The 26,511-nt window shown below is 72.0% G+C and carries 26 protein-coding genes, 1 tRNA gene and 1 riboswitch; of the genes, 18 read left to right on the plus strand and 9 right to left on the minus strand.

From position 1 onward, the window contains the following. Positions 1 to 5: 5 nt before the first annotated feature. The gene (locus ACFYNU_RS21595; RefSeq protein ID WP_356596016.1) at positions 6 to 734 is read right to left on the minus strand and encodes a GntR family transcriptional regulator; all 729 of its coding nucleotides are present in this window, start codon (positions 732 to 734) and stop codon (positions 6 to 8) included. Positions 735 to 865: 131 nt separating this feature from the next. Between ACFYNU_RS21595 and ACFYNU_RS21600 the strand changes: the two genes are divergently transcribed. The 7 genes from ACFYNU_RS21600 to ACFYNU_RS21630 all read left to right on the plus strand — a co-directional run bounded on the left by ACFYNU_RS21600 (position 866) and on the right by ACFYNU_RS21630 (position 8,163). Beyond that, complete coding sequence (locus ACFYNU_RS21600) at positions 866 to 2,938, plus strand: alkaline phosphatase D family protein (RefSeq protein WP_356596018.1); 2,073 nt, start codon at positions 866 to 868, stop codon at positions 2,936 to 2,938. Positions 2,939 to 3,120: 182 nt separating this feature from the next. Continuing rightward, on the plus strand, positions 3,121 to 4,038 hold the full coding sequence (locus tag ACFYNU_RS21605) for a phosphate/phosphite/phosphonate ABC transporter substrate-binding protein (RefSeq protein WP_356596020.1): 918 nt from the start codon (positions 3,121 to 3,123) through the stop codon (positions 4,036 to 4,038). After that, on the plus strand, positions 4,038 to 4,745 hold the full coding sequence (locus tag ACFYNU_RS21610) for an ATP-binding cassette domain-containing protein (protein ID WP_356596022.1): 708 nt from the start codon (positions 4,038 to 4,040) through the stop codon (positions 4,743 to 4,745). Before ACFYNU_RS21605 ends, ACFYNU_RS21610 begins: the two co-directional genes overlap by 1 nt. Then, the gene (gene phnE, locus ACFYNU_RS21615; RefSeq protein WP_356596024.1) at positions 4,742 to 5,554 is read left to right on the plus strand and encodes a phosphonate ABC transporter, permease protein PhnE; all 813 of its coding nucleotides are present in this window, start codon (positions 4,742 to 4,744) and stop codon (positions 5,552 to 5,554) included. Before ACFYNU_RS21610 ends, phnE begins: the two co-directional genes overlap by 4 nt. A gap of 11 nt (positions 5,555 to 5,565) precedes the next feature. After that, positions 5,566 to 6,249: a phosphonatase-like hydrolase gene (locus ACFYNU_RS21620; protein WP_356596026.1), complete on the plus strand. Its 684-nt coding sequence runs from the start codon at positions 5,566 to 5,568 to the stop codon at positions 6,247 to 6,249. 136 nt (positions 6,250 to 6,385) lie between these two features. Then, complete coding sequence (locus ACFYNU_RS21625; protein WP_356596028.1) at positions 6,386 to 7,189, plus strand: type II CAAX endopeptidase family protein; 804 nt, start codon at positions 6,386 to 6,388, stop codon at positions 7,187 to 7,189. A 305-nt stretch (positions 7,190 to 7,494) separates the two neighbouring features. Continuing rightward, positions 7,495 to 8,163 (plus strand): DUF4232 domain-containing protein, encoded by a 669-nt coding sequence (locus ACFYNU_RS21630; RefSeq protein WP_356596030.1) that lies wholly within the window; start codon positions 7,495 to 7,497, stop codon positions 8,161 to 8,163. A 122-nt stretch (positions 8,164 to 8,285) separates the two neighbouring features. On the opposite strand, the gene ACFYNU_RS21635 is transcribed toward ACFYNU_RS21630, so the two are convergent. After that, positions 8,286 to 9,302 (minus strand): medium chain dehydrogenase/reductase family protein, encoded by a 1,017-nt coding sequence (locus ACFYNU_RS21635; protein ID WP_356596080.1) that lies wholly within the window; start codon positions 9,300 to 9,302, stop codon positions 8,286 to 8,288. Between the two features lie 203 nt (positions 9,303 to 9,505). On the opposite strand from ACFYNU_RS21635, the gene ACFYNU_RS21640 reads away from it, so the two are divergent. Then, the gene (locus ACFYNU_RS21640) at positions 9,506 to 10,147 is read left to right on the plus strand and encodes a TetR/AcrR family transcriptional regulator (protein WP_356596032.1); all 642 of its coding nucleotides are present in this window, start codon (positions 9,506 to 9,508) and stop codon (positions 10,145 to 10,147) included. Positions 10,148 to 10,240: 93 nt separating this feature from the next. On the opposite strand, the gene ACFYNU_RS21645 is transcribed toward ACFYNU_RS21640, so the two are convergent. Both ACFYNU_RS21645 and ACFYNU_RS21650 read right to left on the minus strand, forming a co-directional pair. Continuing rightward, positions 10,241 to 11,116: a hypothetical protein gene (locus ACFYNU_RS21645; protein ID WP_356596034.1), complete on the minus strand. Its 876-nt coding sequence runs from the start codon at positions 11,114 to 11,116 to the stop codon at positions 10,241 to 10,243. Then, positions 11,113 to 12,459 (minus strand): AAA family ATPase, encoded by a 1,347-nt coding sequence (locus ACFYNU_RS21650; RefSeq protein ID WP_356596036.1) that lies wholly within the window; start codon positions 12,457 to 12,459, stop codon positions 11,113 to 11,115. The genes ACFYNU_RS21645 and ACFYNU_RS21650 overlap by 4 nt, the downstream gene beginning before the upstream one ends. 577 nt (positions 12,460 to 13,036) lie before the next feature. Here ACFYNU_RS21650 and ACFYNU_RS21655 point away from each other — a divergent pair. Continuing rightward, positions 13,037 to 14,599, plus strand: coding sequence for a hypothetical protein (locus ACFYNU_RS21655; protein WP_356596038.1), 1,563 nt, complete (start codon positions 13,037 to 13,039; stop codon positions 14,597 to 14,599). Between the two features lie 116 nt (positions 14,600 to 14,715). Here ACFYNU_RS21655 and ACFYNU_RS21660 read toward each other — a convergent pair whose 3' ends face one another. After that, the gene (locus ACFYNU_RS21660) at positions 14,716 to 15,558 is read right to left on the minus strand and encodes an oxidoreductase (RefSeq protein WP_356596040.1); all 843 of its coding nucleotides are present in this window, start codon (positions 15,556 to 15,558) and stop codon (positions 14,716 to 14,718) included. Positions 15,559 to 15,625: 67 nt separating this feature from the next. Between ACFYNU_RS21660 and ACFYNU_RS21665 the strand changes: the two genes are divergently transcribed. Beyond that, the gene (locus ACFYNU_RS21665; protein WP_356596042.1) at positions 15,626 to 16,381 is read left to right on the plus strand and encodes a DNA-binding response regulator; all 756 of its coding nucleotides are present in this window, start codon (positions 15,626 to 15,628) and stop codon (positions 16,379 to 16,381) included. Positions 16,382 to 16,398: 17 nt separating this feature from the next. Here the strand turns inward: ACFYNU_RS21665 and ACFYNU_RS21670 are convergent, their stop codons facing one another. After that, the gene (locus tag ACFYNU_RS21670; RefSeq protein WP_356596082.1) at positions 16,399 to 18,387 is read right to left on the minus strand and encodes a BTAD domain-containing putative transcriptional regulator; all 1,989 of its coding nucleotides are present in this window, start codon (positions 18,385 to 18,387) and stop codon (positions 16,399 to 16,401) included. 85 nt (positions 18,388 to 18,472) lie between these two features. Between ACFYNU_RS21670 and ACFYNU_RS21675 the strand changes: the two genes are divergently transcribed. Next, on the plus strand, positions 18,473 to 19,372 hold the full coding sequence (locus ACFYNU_RS21675) for an alpha/beta hydrolase (RefSeq protein WP_356596044.1): 900 nt from the start codon (positions 18,473 to 18,475) through the stop codon (positions 19,370 to 19,372). Positions 19,373 to 19,492: 120 nt separating this feature from the next. On the opposite strand, the gene ACFYNU_RS21680 is transcribed toward ACFYNU_RS21675, so the two are convergent. Next, complete coding sequence (locus ACFYNU_RS21680; RefSeq protein ID WP_356596046.1) at positions 19,493 to 20,089, minus strand: TetR/AcrR family transcriptional regulator; 597 nt, start codon at positions 20,087 to 20,089, stop codon at positions 19,493 to 19,495. A gap of 79 nt (positions 20,090 to 20,168) precedes the next feature. On the opposite strand from ACFYNU_RS21680, the gene ACFYNU_RS21685 reads away from it, so the two are divergent. Continuing rightward, on the plus strand, positions 20,169 to 20,600 hold the full coding sequence (locus ACFYNU_RS21685; RefSeq protein WP_356596048.1) for a VOC family protein: 432 nt from the start codon (positions 20,169 to 20,171) through the stop codon (positions 20,598 to 20,600). Between the two features lie 117 nt (positions 20,601 to 20,717). Here ACFYNU_RS21685 and ACFYNU_RS21690 read toward each other — a convergent pair whose 3' ends face one another. Next, complete coding sequence (locus ACFYNU_RS21690) at positions 20,718 to 20,924, minus strand: antitoxin (RefSeq protein ID WP_356596050.1); 207 nt, start codon at positions 20,922 to 20,924, stop codon at positions 20,718 to 20,720. A 181-nt stretch (positions 20,925 to 21,105) separates the two neighbouring features. Between ACFYNU_RS21690 and ACFYNU_RS21695 the strand changes: the two genes are divergently transcribed. Continuing rightward, complete coding sequence (locus ACFYNU_RS21695) at positions 21,106 to 21,321, plus strand: hypothetical protein (protein ID WP_356596052.1); 216 nt, start codon at positions 21,106 to 21,108, stop codon at positions 21,319 to 21,321. Positions 21,322 to 21,337: 16 nt separating this feature from the next. Here the strand turns inward: ACFYNU_RS21695 and ACFYNU_RS21700 are convergent, their stop codons facing one another. Further along, positions 21,338 to 21,994, minus strand: a complete 657-nt coding sequence (locus ACFYNU_RS21700; RefSeq protein ID WP_356596054.1) for an HAD family hydrolase — start codon at positions 21,992 to 21,994, stop codon at positions 21,338 to 21,340. 101 nt (positions 21,995 to 22,095) lie between these two features. Between ACFYNU_RS21700 and ACFYNU_RS21705 the strand changes: the two genes are divergently transcribed. The 5 genes from ACFYNU_RS21705 (at position 22,096) to ACFYNU_RS21725 (ending at position 26,483) form a co-directional block, all read left to right on the plus strand. Next, complete coding sequence (locus ACFYNU_RS21705; protein WP_356596056.1) at positions 22,096 to 22,275, plus strand: hypothetical protein; 180 nt, start codon at positions 22,096 to 22,098, stop codon at positions 22,273 to 22,275. A 92-nt stretch (positions 22,276 to 22,367) separates the two neighbouring features. Further along, positions 22,368 to 22,441: transfer RNA gene (locus ACFYNU_RS21710), tRNA-Met, on the plus strand. Positions 22,442 to 22,595: 154 nt separating this feature from the next. Further along, entirely contained in the window at positions 22,596 to 23,342 is a 747-nt protein-coding gene (locus tag ACFYNU_RS21715) for a MerR family transcriptional regulator (protein WP_356596058.1), read from the plus strand. A gap of 413 nt (positions 23,343 to 23,755) precedes the next feature. Continuing rightward, positions 23,756 to 24,958 (plus strand): PP2C family protein-serine/threonine phosphatase, encoded by a 1,203-nt coding sequence (locus ACFYNU_RS21720; protein ID WP_388767018.1) that lies wholly within the window; start codon positions 23,756 to 23,758, stop codon positions 24,956 to 24,958. 294 nt (positions 24,959 to 25,252) lie between these two features. Beyond that, positions 25,253 to 25,407: riboswitch (cyclic di-AMP (ydaO/yuaA leader) on the plus strand. Positions 25,408 to 25,418: 11 nt separating this feature from the next. Next, positions 25,419 to 26,483: a M23 family metallopeptidase gene (locus ACFYNU_RS21725; protein ID WP_356596062.1), complete on the plus strand. Its 1,065-nt coding sequence runs from the start codon at positions 25,419 to 25,421 to the stop codon at positions 26,481 to 26,483. The last annotated feature ends 28 nt before the right edge of the window (positions 26,484 to 26,511 follow it).

Below are 26,511 nucleotides of genomic sequence, written 5' to 3' on the forward strand. Positions count from 1 at the left end.
CCGGACTAGAGCATCGCGGTGCGTGCCGTACGGGTGTTGGTGACCGTCACGGTGGCCACGTCGGGGCGGTAACGGTCGTCGGACCATTCGATCGGTACGCCGCGTGAGTCCGTCGTCAGCCGTCGCTCCCGCAGCAGCGGCGAGCCCACCGGTACGTCCAGCAGCGCCGAGTCGGTGGCGTCGGCCGCGACGGCGTCGAAGGTGTGGCGCGCGGAGTCCAGGTCGACGCCCCAGGTGGTGAGCAGGGCGTAGATCGAGCCGGCGTCGAGGTTCGCGTTCAGCAGCGGGCGGCCGACCGGTTCGGTGTAGGTCATCCGCTCCAGCATCGCGGGCCGGCCGTCCAGCAGGCGCAGCCGCAGGAGTTGGACCACCAGGTCGTCGGCGTCGATCTGGAGGGCGGCGGCGACCGTCGCGTCGGGCCGGCGCAGCGCGATCTCCTGAAGTCGCTGGCCCGGCACATGGCCGGTGATCTCGGCGCGGGTGGTGAAGGACAGGAACGACTCGAACGGCTGGGTCGGTACGGCGTCCAGCACCACGGCGCGTTTGCCCTGGCCGCCGCCGATCAGGCCCTCGTCCCGCAGGGTGGCCAGCGCCTGTCGTACCGGACCGCGTGAGGCCGAGAACTCCTGGCAGAGGTCGGCCTCCGAGGGCAGCGTCTGCCCCACCTCGATCGCGCCGCTGCGAATACGCCGGCGCAACTCGGCCGCGACGGACCGGTGCAGAGGTTCCTTCATGCACCTGACTCTACAGGTGGCCGCCGATCGTGACCGATCGAGGACTCGGACATGAACAGCACATGACTTGTCACTACAAGCTATTGCCGGGGTTCCCCGCCGCTGGGACGGTTTCGGCCAAGGAGGACACCATGACCCATGAAGGAATCCACCGCCGTTCGCTCGTCGTCGGGGGCGTGGCCGCCGCGCTGACCGCCGTCGGCGCCGCCCCGTCCCTCGCCCTGACCACGGGCGCGGCCGGCGCCCAGGCACCGCCGCGCGCGGCGGTGCTGGAGTTCGCCGACCAGTGGACGAAGGCCACCGGTCTCGCCGAACTGCTGCGCCGCGCCGGGTTCTCTGTGGCCCCGCTGGATCTGTCCCGGCCGGCCACCGCGCAGGGCGCCGACCTGATCGCGTTCGGCGGTTTCACCAACAACGACGCGCGCTACACCGCCTATGTGGCCGCCCAGACGGCCTCGTTGGGTGATTTCGTGGCGGGCGGCGGGGTGGTGCTCGACCTCGCGCAGTCCGACCAGTTCGGCGCGGCCGTACCGTATCTGCCGTCCGCCCTGCGGGCCGTACGCACCGACACCGACCACGACACGATCCACCCCATGGCCGCCGACCACCCGCTGGTCTCCGCGCTGCCGGTGGTGTCGGGCCGCGTCCTGACCGGCCGGGCGTCCGGCGTCCGGGTCAGCTGGGAGACCTTCGGGTCCTGGCGGGGGATGCGCGTGCTGCTGGCGTGTACGGCCGCGGGCGCCTCGCCGTCGCTGCTGGAGGGCGCGCACGGATCGGGCCGGTTCCTCGTCTCCAGCCTCACCGTCGACAAGTGCTTCGACGCGTCCGGTGCGCCGGTGCAGCCCGCGGCGGCCGTACGGGACAGCGTCACGTTCTTCACCGCCCTCGCCGGCTATGTGGCGCGTGTGCGGGCCGGCACCGCGCCCGCCGTCGCTCCCACCCCCATGCCGCCCCAGCCCCCGGCGGGCCCGCTGGTGGGGCATGTGGACGAGACCACCGCCCGGATCTGGGCGAGACCGGGCCTGGACCCGGCGGTCCACCCGGTGTGGCGCTGCGCCGTACGCGCGGGGTCCGGCCAGTCGGTCATGGCCACCGCCCAGGTGTCCACGGCCAACGACGACACCCTTCTGGTTGACGTCCGGGGCCTGCGGCCGGACACGCGCTACGACTTCACGATCACGCCGCGGACCGCCGCGCCCGGCTTCGCCCCGCTGACGGGCTCCTTCACCACCGCGCCCCCGGCGGGGCTGCCCGCCGTCGTCACCATGGGTCTTGGCTCGTGCGCGCCCTCCACGCCGAGCACGGTCTGGACGCGGGTGCGCGAGGAGGGCTGCGACAGCTTCGTACTGCTCGGCGACACCCCGTACGTCGACTCCGGCGACCTCGCCGTGGCGCGCGCCAAGCACCGCGAGTTCCTGGTGCAGCCGGAGATCGCGGGCATGGTCGCGTCCATGCCCGTCTGGGGCACCTGGGACGACCACGACTTCGGCGGCAACGACATCGACGGAGGCTTCACCGGCAAGAAGAACACCCGTACCGCCTTCGTCGACCACCGGGCCAACGCCACGTTCGGCCACGGCGCCGACGGCAGGCCGCTCACCACCAGGACGGACGGCCAGGGCGTCTACACCTCTTTCCGGCGCGGCCCGGTCGAGGTGTTCCTCCTCGACCCGCGCTGGTTCAGCAACACCGGCCCGAGCTGGGCGGATCCGGCCGAGCGCACCTGTCTCGGGCAGGTCCAGTGGGACTGGCTGCGCGCGGGGCTCAGGAGCAGCACCGCCACCTTCAAGGCCATCGCCACCGGCATGATCTGGGACGACAAGGGCAATTCCGAGTCCGACGACTGGGCCACGTACCAGCACGAGAAGGACGCGATCCTTGATTACGTCGCCGCCGAGCGCATCCCCGGCTGCTTCCTCGTCGGCGGTGACATCCATGTCTCACGTGCCCTGAACTACGGGCCGCGCGTCGGCTACGACCTGTGGCAGTACATCGTCAGCCCGCTGCACGACCGCACGATCCCGAGCCTGAACGTCCCGAACCCGAACCTGGTCCACAGCGCGGTCGAACCGCATGTGTTCCTCAAGCTGGTCGCCGACACCACGGTGTCCCCGGCGACACTCACCGCGACCTGGATCAACCGGGACGGCAGGCGGCTGTTCGAGGTCCGGCGTACGGCGGACGATCTCGGCCACCAGGTCTGACCTTCTCGGCCACCAGGCCTGACCTTTCCCGGCCGCCAGGTCTGACCGTCCGGCTGCCAGCACATGAATAGACGATGACTTGTCAATACAAGCCATTGACCGGCCGCGGTGCGAACTGTGAGCGTTGCCGCAAGCCCGCACCGCGCCCGGGACACCCCCCAACCCGTCTTTCGGAGTCCGCTGTGTCCGTCCGCCGTTCCACCCTCACGGCCGCCCTCGTGGCGGGTCTCGCCACCGTCACGCTCCTCACCGGCTGCGGCGGCTCCGCCGAGTCGGCCGCCTCCTCGGCGACCTGCCCGGACGGAAGGATCCGCTTCGGGGTCGAGCCGTTCGAGGACCCCGCCCGGCTCACCCCGGCCGCGAAGGTGCTCGCCGACGCGCTGTCGAAGTCCCTGGACTGTCCCGTCGAGCTGACGATCACCGAGGACTACTCGGCCGAGGTGCTCGCCATGGAGAACCGCAAGCTCGACATCGGCATCTTCGGGCCGCTCGGCTATGTCTTCGCCGCCAAGCGCGCCGACGCCGAGGCCGTCGCCTCCTTCGGCGACGCCGACGGCAAGCTGTCCAGCTACACCGCCGGCATCTGGGTCCCCGCCAAGTCCTCCGTCACCTCCATCGAGCAACTGCGCGGCAAATCCCTCGCCCTGGCGTCGATCGGCTCCACCTCGGGCGACGCCCTGCCCCGCAAGGCGCTGCTGGACGCGGGCCTGGCCAAGGACGACGTGAAGCTCAACTACGCGGGAGGTCATCCGGAGGCGCTGCTCGCGCTCGTCAACGGCGCGGTCGACGCCGCCGAGATCAACTCGCAGCAGCTGTCCAGCGCCAAGGAGGCGGGCACCTTCGACGCGTCGAAGTTCCGCCGGATCTGGAACTCGGACCCGATACCCAACGACCCGATCACCGTACGGGGCGACCTGCCCGCCGCGTTCAAGACCGCCGTGCACGACGCCCTCCTCGGCCTCGATCCGGCGGCGGTCGCGGAGATCGGCGCCCTGCTCGACGTCAGCCCGCCCGGACCGCTGGTCACCGTGGACAAGTCCACCTACCGGCCGCTGTTCGAACTGGCCGACTCGCTCGGGCTCACCGAGAAGGACGTCTGATGCTCGAACTCTCCGGGATCACCGTGCGCTTCGGCGAGCGGCCCGTACTGCACGGCGTGGACGTCACCGTCGCACAGGGCGAACTGCTCGCCGTGCTCGGAGCCAACGGCTCGGGCAAGTCGACACTGCTGCGCGCCGCCGCCGGGCTCGTACCGCTCACGGCGGGCACCGTGACCGTCGACGGCCGGCCGGGCGACCGGCTCGACATCGCGCTGGTCTTCCAGCAGATCCATCTCGTCCGCCGGCGCTCCGTTCTGAACAACGTGTGCGCCGGTGCGCTCGGCCGGCTTCCGCTGCGCTCGTCGCTCCTCGGATTCCCGGACGAGGTCAAGGAGGAGGCGATGGCCTGCCTGGACCGCGTCGGTCTCGCCGACCGCGCCCACGACCGGGCCGGCAGCCTCTCCGGCGGCCAGCAGCAGCGGGTCGCCATGGCCCGCGCCCTGTGCCAGCGCTCGCGCGTGCTGCTCGCCGACGAACCGGTCTCCGCCCTGGACCCGGCCGCCTCCGAGCAGGTACTCGGCCTGCTCGCCGAACTCGCCCACGAGGAGCGGCTGGCCGTACTCGCCGTACTGCACCAGCCCGCCTACGCCGCACGTCACGCCGACCGCGTCGTCGGCCTGCGGGCCGGCCGGGTCGTGCTCGACGGCGCGCCCGACCAGCCCGTCGACGCCCTCTACCGACCCGCCGCCCTGGAGGCCGTGTCATGACGACGGAGATCCGCCGCCTGCCCGTACCTCCCCGGCCCCGGGTGCCCAGGACCCTGGCGATCGGCCTGCTCGTCACATCGGCCGTCGTGGCCGCGCACATCGTGGCGTGGCGGGCCACCGACGTGTCCTTCGGCGCCCTGGCCGAGGGCTGGCGCGGCATGGCCGACTTCCTCGCCGAGGCCGTCCCGCCCGACCTGTCGTGGGGAGTCCTCGAACCCAGCCTCTCGGCCGCGCTCGTCACCCTGTGGATCGGACTGCTCGGTACGACGCTGTCCGTGCCGTTCTCGCTGGTGCTGGCGCTGCTCGCCGCGCGCGGCACCGCGCCGTCGGGCTCGGTCTACCAGGCGGCGCGGTCCGTCCTGTCGTTCCTGCGCGCCGTACCCGATGTGGTGTTCGCCCTGGTCTTCGTGACCGCCGTCGGCCTCGGGCCGTTCCCGGGCGTGCTGGCGCTGGTGTGCCACAACGTCGGTGTGATGGGCAAGCTCTGGGCCGAGGCCCTGGAGGACGCCGACCCCGGGCCCGCCCAGGCTCTGCGCTCGGCCGGCGCCGGCCGCGTCCAGGTGGCCGTACACGCCCTGCTGCCCACGGTCGCGCCGCAACTGGCCGGGCTGCTGCTCTACCGGTTCGACGTGAACGTCCGCTCGTCGCTCGTGCTCGGCCTGGTCGGCGCGGGCGGCATCGGCTTCCTCATCAACCAGTCCATCCGGCTGTTCAAGTTCGACGAGATGCTCACGCACATCCTCGTGGTCGTGGTCCTGATCGTCCTCGTGGACCGGCTCTCCGCCGCCGTCCGCAGCCGCCTCACCTGAAGGGATACCCCATGATCGACTTGGCCGTACTGGACATCGCCGGGACCACCGTGGACGAAGGCGGCACGGTCTACCGGGTGCTCGCGTCCGTCGTGGCCGAGCACGGCGGGCCCGTGTCCGACGAGACGCTGCGCCGGTGGATGGGCGCCGACAAACGCGAGGCGCTGGCCGCGCTCACCGGCCGCACCGACGTCGAGGCGGCGCACGCCGACTTCGTGACACGGCTGCGCGAGGCGTACGGGGCGACTCCACCCGTACCGCTGACCGGTGTGCCCGAGGCACTGGCGGCACTGCGTACGGCGGGAGTGAAGGTGGCGCTCACCACCGGCTTCGACCGCCAGGTCACCGATCCCCTGCTCGCCTCCCTCGGGTGGCGGCTCGGCGACCATCTCGACGCGGTCGTCTGCGCCTCGGAGGTGGCGGGCGGCCGGCCCCGGCCGGACATGATCCACCGCGCCATGGAGCTGACCGGCGCGCGGAGTGCCCGACGCGTCCTCGTCGCGGGCGACACCGCCCTGGACATCCGCGCGGGACTGGCGGCGGACGCGGGCTTCGTCGTCGGCGTCCTCACCGGCGCGCAGACCCGTACGGAACTGGACGCGGAACACCCGACGCACATCCTCGACGGGGTGGCGGCGATTCCGGCGCTGCTCGGCGTCGGGACGGACGGCGCTCCGGCGCCGGCCGGGCGCTGAGGGCGGGGTCGGGCCGTACGAACCGCTCGCCCGGCGCCGGGTGAGAGACTGCGGCGGTGACGGGGGCGAGGACGCGGTGACCCCGTACGGCCGTCGAGCCGGGCGGCGTCGCCGCCGGGCGAAGGACGGCACCACCGTGAGTGAGACAACGGACGCGGCGCGGGGGGATCGGGCGGGGCGACGTCTGTCCTGGCCGTGGTTCCTGGTCGTCGTCGTGATCTACGCGGGCATCATCCAGGGCGTCGGGGCGCTGATCGGTGTGGACACGGGCGACTCCGACAGCCGGTTCCCGACCACCGAGTCCCTTGTCCGCGACGCCCTGGTCCCGATCGGGATCTCGATCGTGTACGCCGCCGCGGTGGTGACCTGGCTCGGCTGGTGGGGAGAGATCCTGCGCTACCGGGCTCCCGTACGAGGCTGGGTGCGCTGGGTGCCGGTCTCGATGCTGGCCGTCTCGGTGATCGGCCTGAACTACGGCCATCTCGCCGATCAGAGCCTGTCGTTGGTGCTCTGTCTGCTGCTGCTGGGACTGTTCGTCGGCGTCGGCGAGGAACTGATGTTCCGGGGCATCGGCGTGCACGTCTTCCGCCGTGCCGGGTTCGGCGAGGGAAAGGTGGCGCTGTACTCGTCGCTCGTCTTCGGCCTCGTCCACGTCAGCAACGCCGTCGGGCAGGGGTCCCAGGCCCTCGTGCAGGCCGTCGTCGTCTCCACCTCGGGCTACTTCTTCTATCTGTGCCTGCGGGTCGGCGGTGTGATCCTGCTGCCGATGCTCGTCCACGGTCTGTGGGACACCAGCCTGCTCTCCCATCTGGTGGGCACGGAGCCGCAGGTGTCCCCCAGGGTCGCTCTGCCCGTCCTTCTCCAGGTGGTCCTGATCGTCGTCCTGTTCGTCAGGCGGCGCGCCGTCGAACCGGTTCCCGCCGGACCGGAGCCCCGCTGATCCGTCGGTGGTGGCCGTGGGCCGGGGGCGTACGGGTCAAGATTCCCCGGGTTACGGGTCTGTCCCAGGACGGGGTGGTGGGGGAGTGATGCGTGATCGTCGTGGGAACCGGCGTTCGGGCCCGTGGGGCGCTGGGTGAGGCGGTGCGGGCGGGGGTGTGGTCGGTGGTGATGCGTGTAACGGGGATGTATTAGGCGGGGGTTGGGGGCAACGGCGATGCGGGTGGGGCCGCTCTTGGTGATCAGAAACGGCGGCTCGTAGCGAGCGGCCGGCCCACGGGTCCCCGACCGATGAGGAAGAAAACAATGCGCGTTCGCAAGCTCACCTTCGCCGCTCTGGCCGTCGCCGCGACTCTCTCCCTGACGGCGTGCAACGACGAGGACCTGACGGGTCAGGGTGATCCGTCGGGCTCGTCGACCATGTCCGCGTCGAACGGCGGCTCCGGGTCGGGCGGTTCGGACTCGGATGGTTCGGACTCGGGCGACGGGCAGGAGCAGGGTTCGGGCGGGCGGCAGGACGCGGGCTCCGAGGCGGGCTCCGGCGGTGGGGCGGAGAAGTGCCGTACGGACGACCTCGACATCAGCGCGTCGGACGGCACGATCGGCGGTGACACCGAGGGCACGGTGGTGGTGGAGTTCAAGAACCTCGGTGGCAAGGACTGTGTGCTGGCGGCGTACGCGGGCGTGGACCTGAAGACCAGCGCGGGATCGCTGTCGGCGGAGCGTACGGGGCAGGAGGCGGACACCACCGTTCTCGCGGACGGGGAGTCGACGTTCTTCGGTGTCACGTACCCGATGAACGACTCGGGCGGTTCCGGTGTCAGCGTCAGCGCGCTGCTGGTGACCCCGCCCAACGAGACGAAGTCGTTCTCCGTCGAATGGCCCGGCTCCGCCACGCTGCCGGCCACCGACGGCTCCGGCTCCTCGGTCAAGGTCGGCCCGATGGGCAGCGCCGGACAGGGCGGCGCGAGCTGATCACCACACCTCCGTGGTGACCCCCGCACCTCCGTGGTGACCCCTGCACCCCCGTGGCGGCACGACCGCCACCGATCGCGAACGCCTCGACCGGTATCCACTGTCCACCGGTCGGGGCGCGTTCACGTCCGGGGCTGGTCCGGCACGATGACGACCTTGCCGGCGACCGTGCGGGACTCGGCGAGGGTCATGGCCGACGCGGCGTCGGACAGCGGGATCCGCGCGGCGACGCGCGGGGTGAGCGAGCCGTCGGCCATCAGCCGCAGCACCTGGGTAAGGTCGTCGTTCAGCCGGCGCCGCCAGGTCGCCGGGCGGCGCCGGCCGGCCCAGAAGTTGTAGAAGTGGGCGCCCCTGCCGTTGGGCAGCAGATTCCACAGCAGGATGCGCGCGAAGAGTCGCAGCACCGGAAGCCGCGAGCTGCCCGGGTCGTCCTTGGAGGCCGCGGTGCCGTACGAGACGAGCGTTCCGCCGCGGCGCAGCAGCCGCCACGACTCGACCAGCCCGGCGCCGCCGACATGGTCGAACACCGCGTCCACACCGTCCGGCGCCAGCTCGGCGATCCGCCGGTACATCTCCGGGTCGTGGTGGTCGACGGGGGTCGCGCCCAGCTCCCGTACCGTCGCGTGGTGGCGCGGGGACGCCGTCCCGATCACCGTGATCCCGGCATGGCGGGCCAGCTGGACGAGTACGGAACCGACACCGCCGTTGGCGCCCAGCACCACGATCGTGCCGCCGGGGCGGACCTCGGCCGTCCGGTGCAGCATCTGCCAGGCGGTGACGCCGTTCACGACGACGGCCTCCACGGCGGCGACGTCCAGGTCCGCCGCCACCGGCACCAGTTCCACGGCGTCGACGAGCAGATGACTGGCCCAGGCGCCGACCTTGGTGACCGCGGCGTACCGGCGTCCGGTCATTCCCGCGTCCACGCCCGGCCCGGTGGCGGTGACGGTGCCGACGACGTCGTATCCGGGGACGAAGGGGAACGGCGGCTGGTCGTAGTACTTGGCGCGGCGCATCTGCTGTTCCGCGAACGAGACCCCCGTCGCGTCCATGCGCAGCAGCACCTGCCCGGCGGCGGGGGCGGGAAGGGGGCGCGTCCGCACCTGGAGTCCGCTCGGCTCGACCGGGCCGGGGAGCATGATCTCGGTGGCTGCGGCGGGAACGCCGCTGGTCACGGCGGTGTGCGCGGCGGTGTGTACGGCGGTGTGCGCAGGCGCGTTCATGGTCGTGCTCATGGTGGATTCCTGTCCGCTCGAATCGGCTTCGTGATGTAAGGATACGAGTGTTAGCCGAGCGACCGCAAGAGGGAACACCCATAAGCTTCGCGCTGTAAGGTAACGCCATGGGAGAAGACACATCAGCGACACAGAGCCGCGTCCGCAACCGCCGGGGCGAGGGCGCCCGACTGCGCGAGGAGATCGTGGCCGCGGCCGTCGGCCTGCTGGAGGAGACCGGTGACGAGAGCGCCGTCACACTGCGCGCCGTCGCGCGCCGCGTCGGAATCGCCGCCCCCTCGATCTACCGCCACTTCCCGGACCAGCCCGCCATCATGCTGGCCGTCGTGCGCGACGCCTTCGTGGAGCTGGACGAGCGGCTGCGTACCGCCGTGGACGCCGCCGACGGTGAATCCCGTGCGCGGCTGACGGCCTTGTGCCACGCCTATCTGGACTTCGCGCTGGCCCGTCCGGGGCGCTACCGGATCATGTTCGGGGGGCTCTGGACCCCTGATCTGAACGCCAGTTCCGTGACCGAGGAGGACGTGGCCACGCTCGGTCAGGAGAGCCTCGGGCGGCTCGCCGAAGCGCTGGCGGAGTGCGTCGCCGCCGGTTCCGCGACCAGCGACGACCTGCCCGCCGACGCGGTCGCGCTCTGGCTCGGTCTGCACGGACTCGCCCATCAGCGGGCGGTCTCCCCCTCGTTCCGCTGGCCGCCGGGCATCGCCGAACGTGTCATCACCTCCCTCGCGCACTTCACGGACGCCTGACCGGACGACGGACCGGACGGCGGATCCGGCGCGGGCGCCGCGGCGTAGCCGGCGGTGTGAGATCCCCCGGACGCCCGCCGCACTCGTCTCGCGTCAGGCGGCCCGTAGCAGCCCCAGACCGGTGAACATCTCGCGGCACCAGGACAGCGCGCTGTCCACCGACTCCCACTGCCTGTCCTCCGGCGACAGATGCGGCAGGATGTACGGCTCCGTGATGCCCGTGGGCAGATCCTCCGGATAGCAGGTGTTCGGCGGTGTGCCGTAGCGCGAGTCGTGCATACGGCGGGCCACCGCCCGGGGGGCGCTGTCCCACACCGCGAACCACAGGCGGCGCAGCATCGCCGGATGCGCCATCACGAACATCAGCCGTCCCATGTCCAGCGGTTCCGCCGGTGAGATCACCCGGGCCACCGCCGCGTAACGGTCGGTGTCGCTCACGTACGCGCAGAAGCCCGACCAGATCTCGACGCTGTGCCCCGCCGCGATGATCGAGGAGCACAACGCGGCCAGCGCGACCCCCCGGTGGTAAATGACCGAGTGCGGCGTGGTGTTGACGTACCCGGCCGGGACGAGGAACGTCACCACCCGCCCCCGCGCCGAGATCCGCTGCGGCACGGAGTCCACCATGCACTCCGGCGCACCGCTCAGATAGGCGCCGACGTCCACCTCGCTGCCGGTCACGTCCCACGTGGGCACGAGGGCCGTCGTCAGGACCTCCTCCCCGGCGCGTTCGCGCAGTTCGGCGACTTCGGCGTCCACGTCGGGAAGGACGGTGGTCCACCCGTCCTCGGCCAGCCGCAGCGCCTCCGCCCACGAGGCGCCGGCCCACTCGCTGTCGCCCGGTGGGTGGCGCCCGTCCCCGTCGTCGATGGTGTCCGGCGCGTGGACGCGGTCCACGAACTCCTGCCACGACCACATCGGGGGCAGCGCGTGGACGGTGTCCGTCTGACGCGGGTCCTCGCAGGTCATACGCCGAACTCCCCCTCGCCGGCGCCCAGACCGTCCCTCTCCTCGGAACCGAGCCCCAGCGCGGAACGGTGGGCCGCCGACATGCCCCGTACGACCCGCCACCGCAGGGCCTGCTCCACGCTCGCCCCCGCCTGGAGCAGCTTGGCCGCGTCGATACTGGCCCGGGGCGAGAACATCACCGGCAGCCGCTTCTCGGCCCCCGTGGCGCGCAGCCGCCGTACCTCCTCGATCATCTGCCGGGCGTCCACCGGCCGCGCGGGCGCGTGCGCGAGGGCGATGCGCTCCTCCAGCTCCTCGTCGACCGGTACGTCGATGACGACGAACCGGTCCAGCGTCGCCGCGTCCAGCGCCTGCCGGCCCACGTACTGCCGGTCGCCGCCGGTGCCGTACGTGTTGGCGGTGGCGATCAGCCGGAAGTCGGGGTGCGCGGCGACCATGCCGTCGGCGAAGGCGCAGGACCGGATGGACAGCGCCTGGTTCAGCTCCGCGAGCAGCCCGGGATGGCCGCTGTCCAGTTCGTCGAGCAGCATCAGTCCGCCGTGCTCGAACGCGCTGCGGAAGGGGGTTCCGTGGTAGTGGCCGTGGGCGTCGTAGTACCCGAAGATCTTGCTCATCGGTGTCGTCGGCCCGAGGGAGAGGGCGTGGAACTCCTGCCCGAAGCCCTGGGCCGCCTGCTGGGCCATCATCGACTTTCCGGTCCCGGCCGGCCCGACCAGCAGTACGTGGCAGCCGGCGCCGAGCGCCAGCAGGACATCCGGCAGTACGGCGTGGGTGTGGCCGCCGACCCGGACGGGATCGGCCTGGGCGACCCTGACCTCCACGACGGGCGGGACCGAGTCGGCGACGGTCGCGACGACCGTACGGACCGCCTCGTCGCGGGCGAACTGCCCGGCCGACCGCGCCACGGCCTCCCGTGACTCCTCCCACTCGCGCCGGGCCTTCCCGAGCGCCTCCTCCCACTCGCGCCCGGCGTTCCCCAGCGCCTCCTCCCACTGCGCCGCCGCTGTCGCCAGCGCGTCCTCCACCGACTGTCGTGTCCGCTCCGACGTCTTGGCGGTGGCCTCCTCCGTGAGGGTCGTGGCCGTCTTCTCGGCGACGCGCCGGGCGGTCTCGTCGGCGGTGTCTCCCGCCGCCTTCTCGGCGGTGCGGACGATCTCGGCCGCGTCGGCGACGCGTTCGCCGGCGATCTCGCGGGCGGTCTCGGTGGCCACTTCGCGGGCCGTGGACTCGATGGTCTGCTGGGCGTAGGGAGACCGGGCGAGAGCGTCGGCGTAGCGCATGACGGTCTCGCTCGCGGTGGCCGCCGCGATGTCGCGGACTTCTGCCCTGGTGTTCTCACGCATACGGGGGACTGTAGGCAGGGCGGCTCGGGACCCCTCCCGACTTCCGGCGAAATTGACTCGCACGAGGGCCGACCCGTCGCTTGGCCGGGTCGGCCCTCAGCCGTGTCACGTACGCACCAGGGGATCGGATGCGTACGCGCACGATGTCTGGTTGAACGATTCTGCACGGGTCGCGGTTACGCGCGGACCGAGGCGATCGGAGAGTGGTTCAGAGAGGCGATCGGTACGCCGGACTCCCGCGCCCGTCGGCCGCCGGGTGGCCTGTGAACGGCCCGTGGTCAACGGGCGGATGAACACCCGCCGGTTCGGCCCGCAGCGGGCCCCCGAGTGGGTCCGTGGGCCCTGCGTATGGGCCCTGACCTGTACTTACGCTGCTGCCGCTCGGGGGCACTACGGCGTGGGGCGGGAGATCAGGGTGTGTGACGGGCGGCAGCGTGACAGAGGCCGGCAGCGTGACAGAAGCCGACGGGACTGGCCGGACGGGCATGACTGGCATGACTGGTGGGACTGGCCGGACTGGCGTCACTGGCGCGACCGGGGGCAGAGCGGGGCCGAGTACGCCGCGATGTTCGGGGTCGTGGCCGCGATCATCGCGGCGATCGTCGGCCTGTCCGTACCCGCCGACGAGGCGACCGGGCTGAAGAGCGCGGTGTGCCGCGTACTTCACCCGCTGAGCGGGGACGAGGCCTGCGCCACCGGCGACTACGCGGACGGCGAGGGCGGGGGCGGCGACGGGGGCGGTGGGGGCGAGGGCGGGGACCCCTTCGTACCGAACGGCGACCCGTTCGAGCCCACCAGGTGTCTGCTGTCCCAGGACCAGACGAAGACCACGGTCGTCGTCCAGATCTTCTTCATCAAGATCAGCAGCTCCGAGACGGTCAAACTCCAGCAGTGGTCCGACGGCACCGTCACCCTGGAGCGGATCACCGAGGTCGGCGGCGGCGTCACCGCCAGCATCTCCGCGGGCATCCGCGGCCTGGAGGACTGGGGCGGCAGCGCCAAGCTGAGCGGTACGTATCTGAAGGGCAGCGGCAGCGGCGGGCAGTGGCTCTTCTCCGGGAACAAGACCGGCGACGCGCAGAAGGACCTGGAGCTGAACCTCGCGGACGCCAAGCAGTTCACCGAGTATCTGAAGGCCCAGGACGAGTGCAACTCCCGCCCCGCCGGGCCCCGTTCCTCCGAACTCGGGATGATCTGCGGCTACCACGCCGGTAAGAAGAAGCCCGACCTGCCGCCGGAGAAGGCGCCGGACGTCGACATCACCAAGACCTCCATCGAGGCGTCCGGCAACGCGAACTTCGGCGGCAAGTTCAAGGGCAGCGGCAAGGGCGGCAAGGGCGACGGCCCCAAGGACCTCGGGAAGATATCCGGTGAGCTGGCCAACGGCACGATGACCGAGGACGTCGTCGTCATGCGTTCGCACAGCGGACCGAACGCCGGGAAGATCACCTTCGTCTACACGTTCACGGTCAAGGGCGCGGGCGGCGCGGGCGGGATCGCCACCGGCGAGAGGATGCAGCAGGTCTCCGTCACCTACGACGCGGCGACCTACGACCAGGAGGAAGCCGACGGCAAGGCGCACCGCCCGGAGAAGCTGATGATCACCACCAGCGAGGAGGCCGGCGGAGGCGGCGGCGTCAAGGTCGAGGGCGGCGCCAACGCCGGCCCCGTCACCATCGATGTCGGCGGCGGTGGCGGATCGACCAACTCGCAGATCCACACCGAGACGGCCGAACTCATCCTCGACAACGACGCCGACAGCACCGCCGTGGAGGACTGGCTGCGCGGCAACGGCGACCAGCCCGCGAAGAATCCGCTGCCCACCCCCAGCGACGCGGCCAAGGTGCCGGGCCCCGACGCGAGCCCGCTGGAACGGCTGTTGTACGACAAGGGCAAGCTCAGCAAGCTCGACTACAAGGCCAACACCGACTGGTGGAACGCCTCGCTGGGCATCGGCTTCGGTATCTCCGCCGGGCAGTTCACCCTCGGGTTCAAGCTCTTCGGGATCGACATCACCCATGAGGAGAAGAACCAGACGATCACCGGCGACCCGATGTACGCGACGGCGCCGAAGAACGGTGGCGCACGGCCCTGGGTCGAATGGAAGAACTGCAGCAAGATCAAGCCCATCCCGACCTGAGGCGACAGGCGACAGGCGATAGGCGGTACGCGCTACGCGCTACGCGGTCGGCCCCGGGTCCCGGACTCCCGGACTCCCGGGGGCCACCGCGTTCCGCCGTCAGCCGCGCGGCGCCGTCAGCCGCGCAGCACGGACAGGTCCTCGTCGCCGAGAGCGATGTCGCCCGCCGCGACGTTCTCCTCCAGATGGGTGAGCGAGCCGGTGCCCGGAATCGCCAGGACCGACGGCGACGACGCCAGCAGCGCGGCGAGCGCGATCTGCGCCGTGGTCGCGCCCCGGCGCGCCGCGACCTTGCCGAGCCGTTCGGTGTCGAGCGGGGTGCCGCCACCGCCGAGCGGGAAGTACGGCACGTACGCGATACCCGCCTCCTCGCACTCCGCGAGGAGCGCGCTGTCGTCGGCGTACTGGTTCTGCACCGCCGTGACGGGCGCGACCGTTTGGGCCTCCGCGAACTGGGCCGCGTCGACGTTGCTGATGCCCAGGTGCCGGATCAGCCCCTCCGCGCGCAGCTCGGCCAGCGCCGCGAACCGTTCCGCGACCGACTCCCCGCCCGGCCCGGTCATCCCGCCCACCCGCAGATAGACCAGGTCGAGCCGGTCGAGCCCGAGGGTGCGCAGATCGGTCTCGACCAGGCCGCGCAGCTGGTCGGGCGTCGCCTGCCCGCTCGGCACACCGTCCGGGCCGGGCAGCGGACCGACCTTCGTCGCGATCACCAGGTCGGCGGGGTAGGGGGTCAGGGCCGTACGGATCTGCTCGTTCGCCCGTACGCCTCCTCGGCCGTAGAACCCGGCGGTGTCGATGTGGTTCACACCCAGCTCCACGGCCCGCCGGAGCACCGCGATGCCGGTCTCGGAAGGGCGCGTCGGGCCGTCGAAGGTGCCGGTGGCCAGGCGCATGGCGCCGAAGCCGAGCCGGTTGATGGTCAGGTCTCCGCCCAGGGAGAAGGTCTTGGTCGTCATACGGCCCATGCTGCGCTCGGCCGCCACATCCGGCGAGCGGGTGGCAGCTTGGTGCCAGACTGGGGAGATGCGGAACGAACACGTGTTTTCAGTGCGTGGGGACGCGGAGCTGGTCGCGCGGGCCGGGCATCTCTTCGCCTCCGCGCGTAACGAGTTCGTCTGCGCCGCGCGGGACCTCAGGACGTGGTCGCAGCCGGCGGCGAGGGAGGCGGTCCGGGCCCGGATGAGCACGGCGTACGCCCCCAAGACCCCAAGCAACCAGAGCACCCCGTACGCCCCGGACACCCCGGACACCCCGGACATCCGGCACACCCCGTACGCCCCGGGCCTCACCGTCCGCAAACTGCTCAGCCCGGTCGCGCTCGCCGACGAGGAGGCGCGGGCGCATCTGCGGCAGGTGCGGGGCGCGGGCGCGCTCGTACGGATCAGCGGCTCGCGGCTGCCGCACGAGACGATCCTCATCGACCGCCGGGTGATGATCCTCGCCGGCCGGGAGACTCCCGCCGGCCGTGAGTACACGGTGACGACGTTGCAGACCCTGGTCGACGGCGTCCACTCGATGTTCCGCGCGCTCTGGGACACCGCACTCGACCTCGACACCTATCTGCGCGGCGACGTCCCGCATCTCGACGCGGAGGCCCGTGTGATCCTCGGGGAACTGGCGTCGGGCCGCACGGACGTGTCGGCGGCGAGACGGCTGGGCGTCTCACTGCGTACGTACCGGCGGCGGGTGGCGGAGCTGATGACCGGGCTGGAGGCGGACTCCCGCTTCCAGGCGGGAGTACGGGCGGGGGAGCTGGGGCTGACACCGGGGCGCGAGTGAGCCGGCGCCATGGCCCCTCAGCCGTCCAGCGCCCTCCCGATCGCGCTCAGATACCCGGCCACCGGGCCCAGCGTGAGCAACCCGCTTCCCGCGCCCGCCAGTTCGGCGGAGGCCGGGAGCAGCCGGGTGCGGGCGCGGACCAGTGCCGTGCGGTCCGCGAGACGCAGGGCCGCCGTTGCCTCCAGGCAGCAGCGGGCCTCGTACAGCAGGTCGTGGGGCGCCTCCGGCAGGGCGCGCAGAGCGCGGAGCGCCCCGGCGTCGTCGCCGGTGGACAGCGCGGTGAGCGGGGTGATCCAGGGGCGGTACGGTCCCCAGTCGGCTTCCGGGTCGACCGCCTCGCGCGGCGGGACGGCGGGGCCGTCGGCGAAGTGCAGCGACAGCAGCGCGAGCGGCAGCAGGCCCTCGCTCAGCCCCGGCATTCCGGCGGCCGGGAGCTTGGTCGCGGCCGTCTCGTATGCCGCCCTCGCCCCGGCGAGATCCCCGGACGCGGCCAGCCGCAGCGCGCCGTACCACTCGGTGAAGACGCCCACCAGCGGCCGTTCGTGGCGGGCCGCCAGCCGGTCCGCCGCGTCCGCGTGGGCGTCGGCCGCCGTGAAGTCGCCCAGCGCGCCCAGCGCCTGAAGGCGGATCAGATGACCCAGGACCTCGTAGGTCGCCAGAGCGTGCCGCGCGCCCAACTCGACCAGTTCCGCGCCGACTTCGGCGCGGCGCGGGGCGAGGCCCGCGCGAGTGAAGGACTGCATGAACGTCCCGTTCAGCGCGAACGCCAGCAGCGCCGGGTCGTCGAGGCGCCGTGCGATCGTCTCCGCCTGCGCCGCCGCCTGCGGTCCGCGTGCGGAGCGCGTGCCGCGCATCTCCACCGCGACGGTGGCGAGGAGCCGGCAGCGCACCGCGTCGTACCCGTCGCGCCGGGGCAGCACGGCCAGGGTGCGTTCGGCGGCGGCGACGACCTGCCGCGCCAGTTCCGGATCGTCGCCGCGCGTCCAGATCGCGGGCACGTCGTAGGCGCCGATCACCCGGCCGGTCAGTTCCGGGTCGCCGGACTCCTCGGCGGCGGTGATCGCCGCCATCCGCTGCTCGCGCGCCGCCGTCAGCCCGTCGGCGCCGGTCACCGCGAGATCGCGGAGCAGGCCCACGGTCGTCTCCAGGCGGGCGCGGGCGCCGGCCGCGACCGTGCGGTCGTACGCCACCGCCGCCCGCGTCCACAGCCCTGACGCGGTCTCGGCGAGGCCGGCCGTGGCGTCGATCGCCGGATTCTGCGCCAGTACGTCCGCCTCCAGCCGTCGCAGCGCCGGCCCCGGATCCAGCCCGAGCTGTTCCACCAGCGTCGACCGGGCCCGGCGCAGGACGGCGAGGGCGTCCCCCTGACGGCCCGTGCGGTACAGGGCCAGCGCCAGCAGCCGCCAGGCGTCCTCGCGCCAGGGGTGATCGGTCAGATGCGCGTCCAGGTCGGGGACCGCCTCGGCGGCCTGGCCCACGGCAAGCCGCGCCTCGGCCCTGCGCTCGACGGACCGGAGCCGCAGTTCGGCCAGCCGGGCGCGTTCACCCCGTACCCACTCCTCCTGAGTGAAGTCGGCGTACGCGGGCCCGCGCCATATCTCCAGCGCCTCGCCGAGCCGGCGCAGCGCCCGCGCGGGCTCCAGCGCCGCCGCCTCGCCGACCGCCGTCTCGAAACGCCAGGCGTCGACGGCGTCCGGCCCGGGGCGCAGCGCGTACCCGGGGCCCTCGGTGACCAGCAGCCGGGCGGGGGTACGGGGCGGCCGGTCCGGTTCCAGGGCACGCCGGAGCGCGCCGACGAAGGTCTGTACGGCGCCGACCGCCCCGGCCGGCGGCGGATCGTCCGTCCACAGGTCGGCGACCAGCCGGCCGACGGGGACGACCTGGCGGCGGGCGACGATCAGCCGGGCCAGTACGGCGCGGTGGCGCGGGCCCTTGAGCGCGATCGGTCCGCCCCGGTCCTCGGCCGTCACGGGGCCGAGCACACCGAAGAAGACCTCGTCGCCCACCCGTTCCACGGTGCTCCGCCTCCCGCGCTGACCCACTGCTGATTCGCCTGCCACAGGCTGGAAGCACCCTACGAAAGAGCGCATCATGCACCCCACCATCCCCGGCTTCACCTATCAGCGCGTCGCCGTCGCCGACGGTGTCTTTCTCAACGTCGCCGTCGGCGGCTCGGGCAGCCCGGTCGTGCTCCTGCACGGTTTCCCGCAGACGCATCTCATGTGGCGGCATGTCGCCGTGGAACTCGCCGCCCGGCACACCGTCATCTGCCCGGACCTGCGCGGTTACGGCGCGAGCGACAAGCCCGCCGAGGGCACCGGCCGGTCCGACGGGCCGGGCGACGCCACGTACTCCAAGCGCACCATGGCCGCCGACACCGTCGCGCTCGCCCGCGCGCTCGGGCACGACCGGTTCGCGCTGGCCGGGCACGACCGGGGCGCCCTCGTCGCCGTCCGCGCGGCGCTCGACCACCCGGAGGTGATCACCCATCTCGCCTCGCTCGACGTCCTGCCGACGCTGGACACCTGGGACGTCATGCACGGCACCACCGCCGCCGTCGGCTTCCACCTCTATCTGATGGCCCAGCCGCCCGGTCTGCCCGAGCGGATGATCAGCGCGAGCGCGGACGCGTTCTTCGGCCACTTCCTGGACATCTGGACGCGCGACCCGCGGGCGATTCCGGCCGAGATCCGCGCCGAGTATCTGGCGGCCTCCCGCGCGGCCGTTCCCTCCATCGTCGCCGACTACCGCGCCTCGGCCGGGATCGACGTCGCCCACGACCAGGCCGACCGCGACGCCGGGAACCGGCTGCGGATGCCGGTGTCCGTCCTCCAGCAGGACTGGGGCGCGGCCCTGGGCTTCGACGCCGCCGCCCGCTGGCGCGCCTGGGCGCCCGACCTGCGGCACACGACCGTCTCGTGCGGCCACTTCATGGCGGAGGAGGCACCGGGGGAGGTCGTCGAGGCGATACGGGACCTGCTCACCCGCTGAACAGCCGCACCCGAAGGCCGGACCGAGGCGGGCGGACCGGGGCCGGGCGGACCGGGGCCGGGCGGACCGGGGCCGGGCGGACCGAGGCGGGCGGACCGGGGCCGGGCGGATCGGACCCGCTCAGCGCACCCGCAGCGCGTCCAGCAACCGCCCCAGCGCCGCCCGCGTGTCGGTCAGGTCCGCCGGGTCCGCCGATGTCGCCAGCCACAGCGCCGCCTCGTTCATCGCGCCCGACAGCAGATGCGCGAGCGGCGCCACCGGCTGTGCGGCGATGACACCCCCGGCCACCAGCCCGGCCAGCGCCTCCGTCAGATGGCGGGCCGACGACGCCTCGTCCATCGCCCGCCACTCGGTCCAGCCCAGTACGGCGGGCCCGTCGAGAAGCATGATCCGCTGAATGTCCGGCGCGGTCGTCGCGGTGATGAACTCCTGGCAGCCGGTGACCAGTTGGTCCCACGGATCGTCCCGCGTGCCGGCCGCGTCCGCGACACGTGACCCGACCTCCTCCTGGACGTTCTCCAGTACGGCGCGGAAGAGCGCGGTCTTGCTGTCGAAGTGGTGGTAGAGCGCGCCCTTGGTGACACCGGCCGCGGTGACGATCTCGGCGAGGCTCACCGCGCCGTAACCGACCTCGGCGAAGAGTCTCCGGCCCTCGCGCAGCAGTGTCTGCCTGGTCTTCTCCCGCTGCCGGGCCCGGGTCCCCTGCTCCTGCGGCATCGTGCTTCTCTCCGTTTGACATACCAATAGTATGCGAATAGCGTTGTTCGCGTACCAATGGTATGCGAAAGGAACTGTCATGGAGCTGACCAGCTTCTATCCCGTGATCGCCACCGCGCGGCTCCAGGAATCCCACGACTTCTACACGCGGCTGCTGGGCTTCGAGACGACGTTCGAGGCCGACTGGTACGTCAGCCTCCGGCGGCCGGGCCCCGTCCCGTACGAGCTCGCGCTCCTCGACCCCACCCACCCGACGGTGCCCGCCGGCTACGGCAGGCCCGTCCAGGGGCTGCTCCTCAACTTCGAGGTGGCGGACGTGGACGCGGAGTGGCGACGGCTCGTCGACGGCGAGGGCCTGACCCCCGTACTCACCCTACGCAGCGAGGACTTCGGCCAGCGGCACTTCATCGTGGCCGACCCGAACGGGGTACTGATCGACATGATCACGCCGATCGAACCGACCCCGGAGTTCGCGGAGCAGTACGTCGGCCTCGCGATGGCGCGGTCCTGATACGCGCGGTTCCAATGCGCGCGGTCCTGATACGCGCGGACGCCGCGAAGGCCCCGACCGGAACGGGAACCGGTCGGGGCCTTTTCGCGTGTCGGCGCCGCGTACCGGCGCCACGCGTCAGTTCTGCGGCGGGCGGTCGTCGCCCGGCGTGGGCCGGTCCTGGGAGCCCAGCTGCTCGTTGAGCTTCTGCTGAGCGGTGTCGACATGGCCCTTGTACTTGTCGCCGGTCTTCCTGTCGACGGCGTCACCGGCCTTGTCGACGCCCTTCCGCGCGGTGTCCTCGTGGCCCTTGACCAGGCCCTTGAGCTTGTCGAGCATCGACATGGTTCGTCCTCCCTTGTGGGGGTTGCTCCCCTCCCAGCATCGGGGCGTCCCCCCTGTCCCGCATCCGGGCGGCGACAAATCGTGAGGAACCGCAGCTGAGTGCACCATTTCGCTGCGATCTCCGGGTAAAGACCGGACCCCGAGGCTGCGCGCCGGACGGGGGAGTCGCACTCTTGACCGTATGAGTGACGCACCGATCGTCGTACACCGGCCGTCCGGGACGGGCGGCCGGCGGGTCACCGTCCGCGGCCGGATCATGGGACTCGCGCACAGTGACGACCATCTGATCGAATTCCTGCGCCTCGCCGGGCTGCCCGACGCGTGGGAACTGCTCGACGACCCCGTCTGGGTGGAGTGGCAGGGCGGGCAGCCGCACGAGTACGGCGGCGCCGGGTGACCGCTCGGAGCACCGGTCAGGTCGGCTGCCGCTGCTCCGCCACGATCGGCGTCAGCTGTGTGAGCGTGTCGATCCGCCAGTCCGCCGCCGCGACGACGTCCGGATCGTCCGCCGCCAGATAACCCCAGTGGCCACGCCGCAGATGCGCCGCCCGCAGCCCGGCCCGCTGGGCGGGGAACAGGTCGTGCATGGGGTGGTCGCCGACGTACAGAATCCGTTCCGGCACGGTGTCCGCCGCCTCCACCACCCGGGCGAAGAACTCGCCCGACGGCTTGGCGACACCCCATTCGCCGGACGTGACGACCAGATCGGCGGGCAGATCGAGGCCCCGCAGCAGCTCACCGGCCTTGACGCTCTGGTTGCCCGCGATGATGACGCGCACGCCGAGTTCGTGCAGACCGGCCAGGGCGGGCCGTACGTCGGGATAGAGATCGGACTCGTCCAGGTGCTCGCCCCGGCCGGCGGCCTCCCGGGCCCGGTACGCCTCCCCGACGTCTATGCCGGGCTTGATGAGGCGCAGCGCGTCGGCGTTGTCCCTGCTCTGGGTGGTGACGGCGCCGACCAGCGCGGAGATGGTGTGGCGGGGGATACCGAGCCAGTCGGCCCAGGAGGCCCAGTAGCGGTCGTCGCGGACGAGAGTCTCGCCGACGTCGAACACGATGGTTTCGATCACCGGGGTAAGCGTAGGGGCTGCGGGGCCCCGGATGGTGGCGGTGCGCGGCCGTGGGGGGACACGCTCTGCCGATTGTCAGTGGCGGGCCGTAGCCTTGGGGCATGTCAGCTTCCTCCGATGCCAGCGTTTCCGTCCGCCCCGCCGCCGTCGTCAACGCGGAGATCCGTGCCCTGTGGGCGCGCGCGGGCCGGGCGCTGTCCCCCGCCGAGCAGCAGGAGTATCAGCGGTTGCTGGTCGAGTGGGCCGCGGCGGTCCGGGCGGATGTGGTGGAGGCGGCTTAGGCCGATCGGGGGCCGACGGGGGGCCGATCGGGGCCGGGACATCGGAAATGGAGATGATCTTGGTCCGGATGGCGTAATGTTGCATTCAACGGCGCGGGGTGGAGCAGCTCGGTAGCTCGCTGGGCTCATAACCCAGAGGTCGCAGGTTCAAATCCTGTCCCCGCTACTGGCAGAAGACGAAGGCCCGGATCCACTGGATCCGGGCCTTCGTCGTGCCTGCCTGCCTGCCCGCCCGCCCGGCCGCCCGCCCGGCCGCGTTCGCCGGACGCCGACCGATCGGCCTTGACCTTTACGCAACGTCAAGATTTAGCGTTTCGGTCATGGAGTGGTCGATCCAGGACATCGCGAAGAAGGCCGGCACGACGAGCCGCACGCTCAGGCACTACGGCGAGTTGGGACTGCTGAACCCGAGCAGGGTCGGCGGCAACGGTTACCGCTACTACGACCAGGACGCCCTCGTCCGGTTGCAGCGGATCCTGCTGCTGCGAGAACTCGGCCTCGGCCTGCCCGCGATCGCCGGGATCCTCGACGGCCAACAGGACACGGCCGCCGCCCTGCGCACCCATCTCGCGCTGCTCGAACAGGAGCGCGCGCGGGTGGGACGTCTGATCGCGTCGGTGCGGACCACTCTCCACAAGACCGAGAGGGGAGAACAGCTCATGGCCGAGGAGATTCTCGACGGCTTCGATCACACCCGGTACGAGGAGGAGGTGACCGAGCGGTGGGGCCGGGAGGCGTACGAGAAGGGGGACCGCTGGTGGCGTTCGCTGAGCGAGAGCGAGCGCCGGGAGTTCATGGGACGGCACGAGTCCATCGCCCGCGACTGGGGACAGGCCAAGAAGGACGGTCTCGCCGCCGACAGTGACGGGGCACAGGCCGTCGCCGCCCGGCACTGCGACTGGCTGTCGGGCGTCACGAGCCCTTCCCGGTCGTACGTCATCGGTGTCACCGCGATGTATGTCGACGACGCGCGCTTCGGCCGGCACTACGACAAGCACGAGCAGGGCACGGCCGTCCTCGTACGGGACGCGATGAAGGTGTACGCCGAGCGCCACCTCACCGACTGACCCGGGCGCCGTCCCGGTCACCGCACCGGCCCGCCGATAGCCCACTCGGTCGACGGCGGGTAGCCGCCCGGCGCGTGAGGGGCCAGCCTGGGGAGGGCGCGGTACCGTCCGCAGCCGTCGACGGACCGGGCAGGAGGCCACTGGTGGGGCACCCGAGAGACAGCGGAGACGACGGGACGGCGGGCGGCGGCGGAAGCGGCGACCGCCGTCCCGACGACAGGGCTGCCCGCCGTCCCGGCCTGCCCGGCAGGCTCCGCGCCCTCGGGAACAGCGCCCGCCGCGGCATCCGGCGGAGCGTCGACCGCGGTTTCCGGCGCGCCGACGCCGAATCCCGGGCGATCCGGCTGTCGAGTTCGCGTCCGCCGACGGTCGCCCCGCCGCCCTTCGACCCGGACGACCCCACCTGGGACGGCCTGCCCTCCACCACCGCCGGCAAGCACCCCGCGGGCTTCGGTCCCGAGGATCCGCGTCCGGCCCGGCGCGGACGCGGACGCGGCCGGCACGCCGGGCGCCCGGCGCATCCGATCGTGGAGCTCCTGCCCTTCCTGATCATCGTGGGCGCGATCATCCTGGACCAGGCGACCCCGACCGCGATCACCGCCTCCCCGCTCTACGCGGCGGCGCCGCTGGTCGCGGCCCCGTTCTTCTCGTTCGCGCGCACCGTCGTCGTCGGCGTCCTGTCCACCGCCACCGCCATCGCGCTGCACTTCGTCAACGACACGGTGAGCGGGGTCGAGACCGTCACCGAATCGCTGACCGTCTTCACGGTCTCCGTCCTCGCCCTGGCCATCAACGGTGTCGTACGGCGCAGTGGCGAACGCCTGGCCTCGGCGCGGGTCATCGCCGAGGCGGCCCAGCGCGCCGTCCTGCCGACACCCGCCGCCCGGATCGGCGGGCTGCACATCGCCGCGCGTTACGAGGCGGCGGAGGAGGGCGCGTTCATCGGCGGTGACCTGTTCGCCGTCCAGGACACGGAGTACGGGGTACGGCTGGTGGTCGGCGACGTACGCGGCAAGGGCATGGGCGCCGTCGAGACCGTGGCCGTCGTCATCGGCGCCTTCCGGGAGGCCGCCGAGCAGGAGCGGTCGCTCGAAGGGGTCGCGCGCCGGCTGGAGCGGGCGCTGACGCGCGAGGGCACACGGCGCACGGGGATCGATCTGTTCGAGGGTTTCACCACCGCCGTACTGGCGGAGATCCCGCACGCCGAGGGCATGGTGCGCGTGGTCAACCGCGGGCATCCGGAGCCGCTGCTGCTCGCGGCGGACGGCGCGCTGACCGTGCTGGCCCCCGGCGAACCGGCGCTGCCGCTCGGAATGGGCGAGCTGGGGGCCTGGCCGGACCGCGCGGACGAGATCCCCTACCACTCCGGCGCGACGCTGCTCCTCTACACGGACGGGCTCACCGAGGCGCGCAACAGGGCGGGCGTCTTCTACAACCCGCGCGAACGGCTCGCGGGGCGGATCTTCCCCGGCCCCGACGAACTGCTCGACGCGATCGTCGGGGACGTACGGCTGCACACCGGCGGCGGCAGCACGGACGACATGGCGCTGCTGGCCGTCAGCCGGCCCACCGAGCGGCAGCCGGAGCGGCGCCGGACGATGCCCGTCGTGCCGTGACGGCGGCTCCTTCCGGTCCGTCGGTGCCGCGGCGCCGGGCGCGGTCATCTCGCCCACCACACTGCGTAGTTGAGGAGCATCGCTCCGCATAACATTTGACGCACCGTCAGTTCGAGTGTGTGATCGCACACGGCTCGAAGGCCGATCAACTCGCCCGATTCCACCCGGTTGTGTCCCGGTTGGTCCAGGCCGCTCGTGCTAACGATCACCCGGAACAGCTTGGAATAAGCCCCGGTCGTCTATTAACGTTCGATAACGCAGCGCGGTTGTCCCAGCCGTCGAAAGAGACGGCACCGTGCGCACGCGCCGAATTCCGCAAGGAAACCGGGGAACCACCAATTGGGGTGAATCGGGCGCCTGTTGCTGCCTTGTGCGGCGAGAAGCGCTCGTAGGAGACCTTCCTGCTCCGAACCCGTCAGCTAACCCGGTAGGCGAGAAGGAAGGAAAGGAGAGCGCCCCAGTGGCGTCCAACAGGCCTGCCCCCGAAGCCTCAGCCCCACTCCATTTCGGACCCGGCAGCCGGCTCGCCGGCACCGACCGCGCCGACGGCGAGGCGAACAGGGACTGGCAGGAGTGGAATCCCACCGCGGAGTCCGTCCGTCCCGTACGCGGCAAGCACCGTGTGGCCAAGCAGCGCAACGCTCTCGCCCGCAGCTCCACCGTCCTCGGTGTAGGTGTCATCGCCGCGGTCGGCGCGGGAGGCATCGCCTCCGCGCAGGACAAGCCCGCGGTCTCGATATCCCTCCCCGACGCGATCTCGGACAATCTTCCCGACGCCAAGTCCCTTCCCGGCGTCGGGTCTTTCATGTCCGACGGCGACAAGAAGAGCGACGAGACGCCCTCCCCGCTCACCACGGCGGGCCTCACCGCCGCGGACGCCCAGCAGGGCACCACCGACTCCGGCGAGGCGCTGCGCGCCCGCATCCTCCAGCAGGCGGAGCAGCAGCAGGCCGAGGCCGACGCCGCGCAGAAGGCGAGCGCCGAGACGGCCGCCGCCGAGAAGGCCGCGGCCGATGCCAAGAAGCAGCAGACCGAGGCGGAGGAGAAGGCCGCCGAGGAGAAGCGCAAGGCGAAGGAAGCGGCCGAGGCCAAGGCCGAGAAGGAGCGCCTGGCGAAGCTGGCCGCCAGCTTCTCGCTCCCCACCTCCTCGTACACGCTCACCTCCACCTACGGCCAGACCGGCTCCATGTGGTCCTCCGGCCAGCACACCGGCCTCGACTTCGCCGCCCCCACGGGCACGCCCACCAAGGCCGTCCACAGCGGCACCGTCAAGTCGGCCGGCTGGTCGGGGTCGTACGGCTACCGCGTGGTGCTGGAGCTCGGCGACGGCACGGAGATCTGGTACGCCCACCTCTCCTCGATGACCGTCGGCGCCGGCCAGAAGGTCACCACCGGCGAGACCATCGGACGCGTGGGAGCCACCGGCAATGTCACCGGTCCGCATCTGCACCTCGAGGTGCACACCGCGGGCGGCAGCGGAATCGACCCGCTGAGCTGGCTGCGCAGCAAGGGACTCACGCCCTAGGGCGTGTCCCAGATTCTGTCCCGGAAGA

Origin of the sequence: Streptomyces sp. NPDC006643 (genome assembly GCF_042870175.1) — a bacterium.
In the GTDB taxonomy this organism is placed as follows: domain Bacteria; phylum Actinomycetota; class Actinomycetes; order Streptomycetales; family Streptomycetaceae; genus Streptomyces.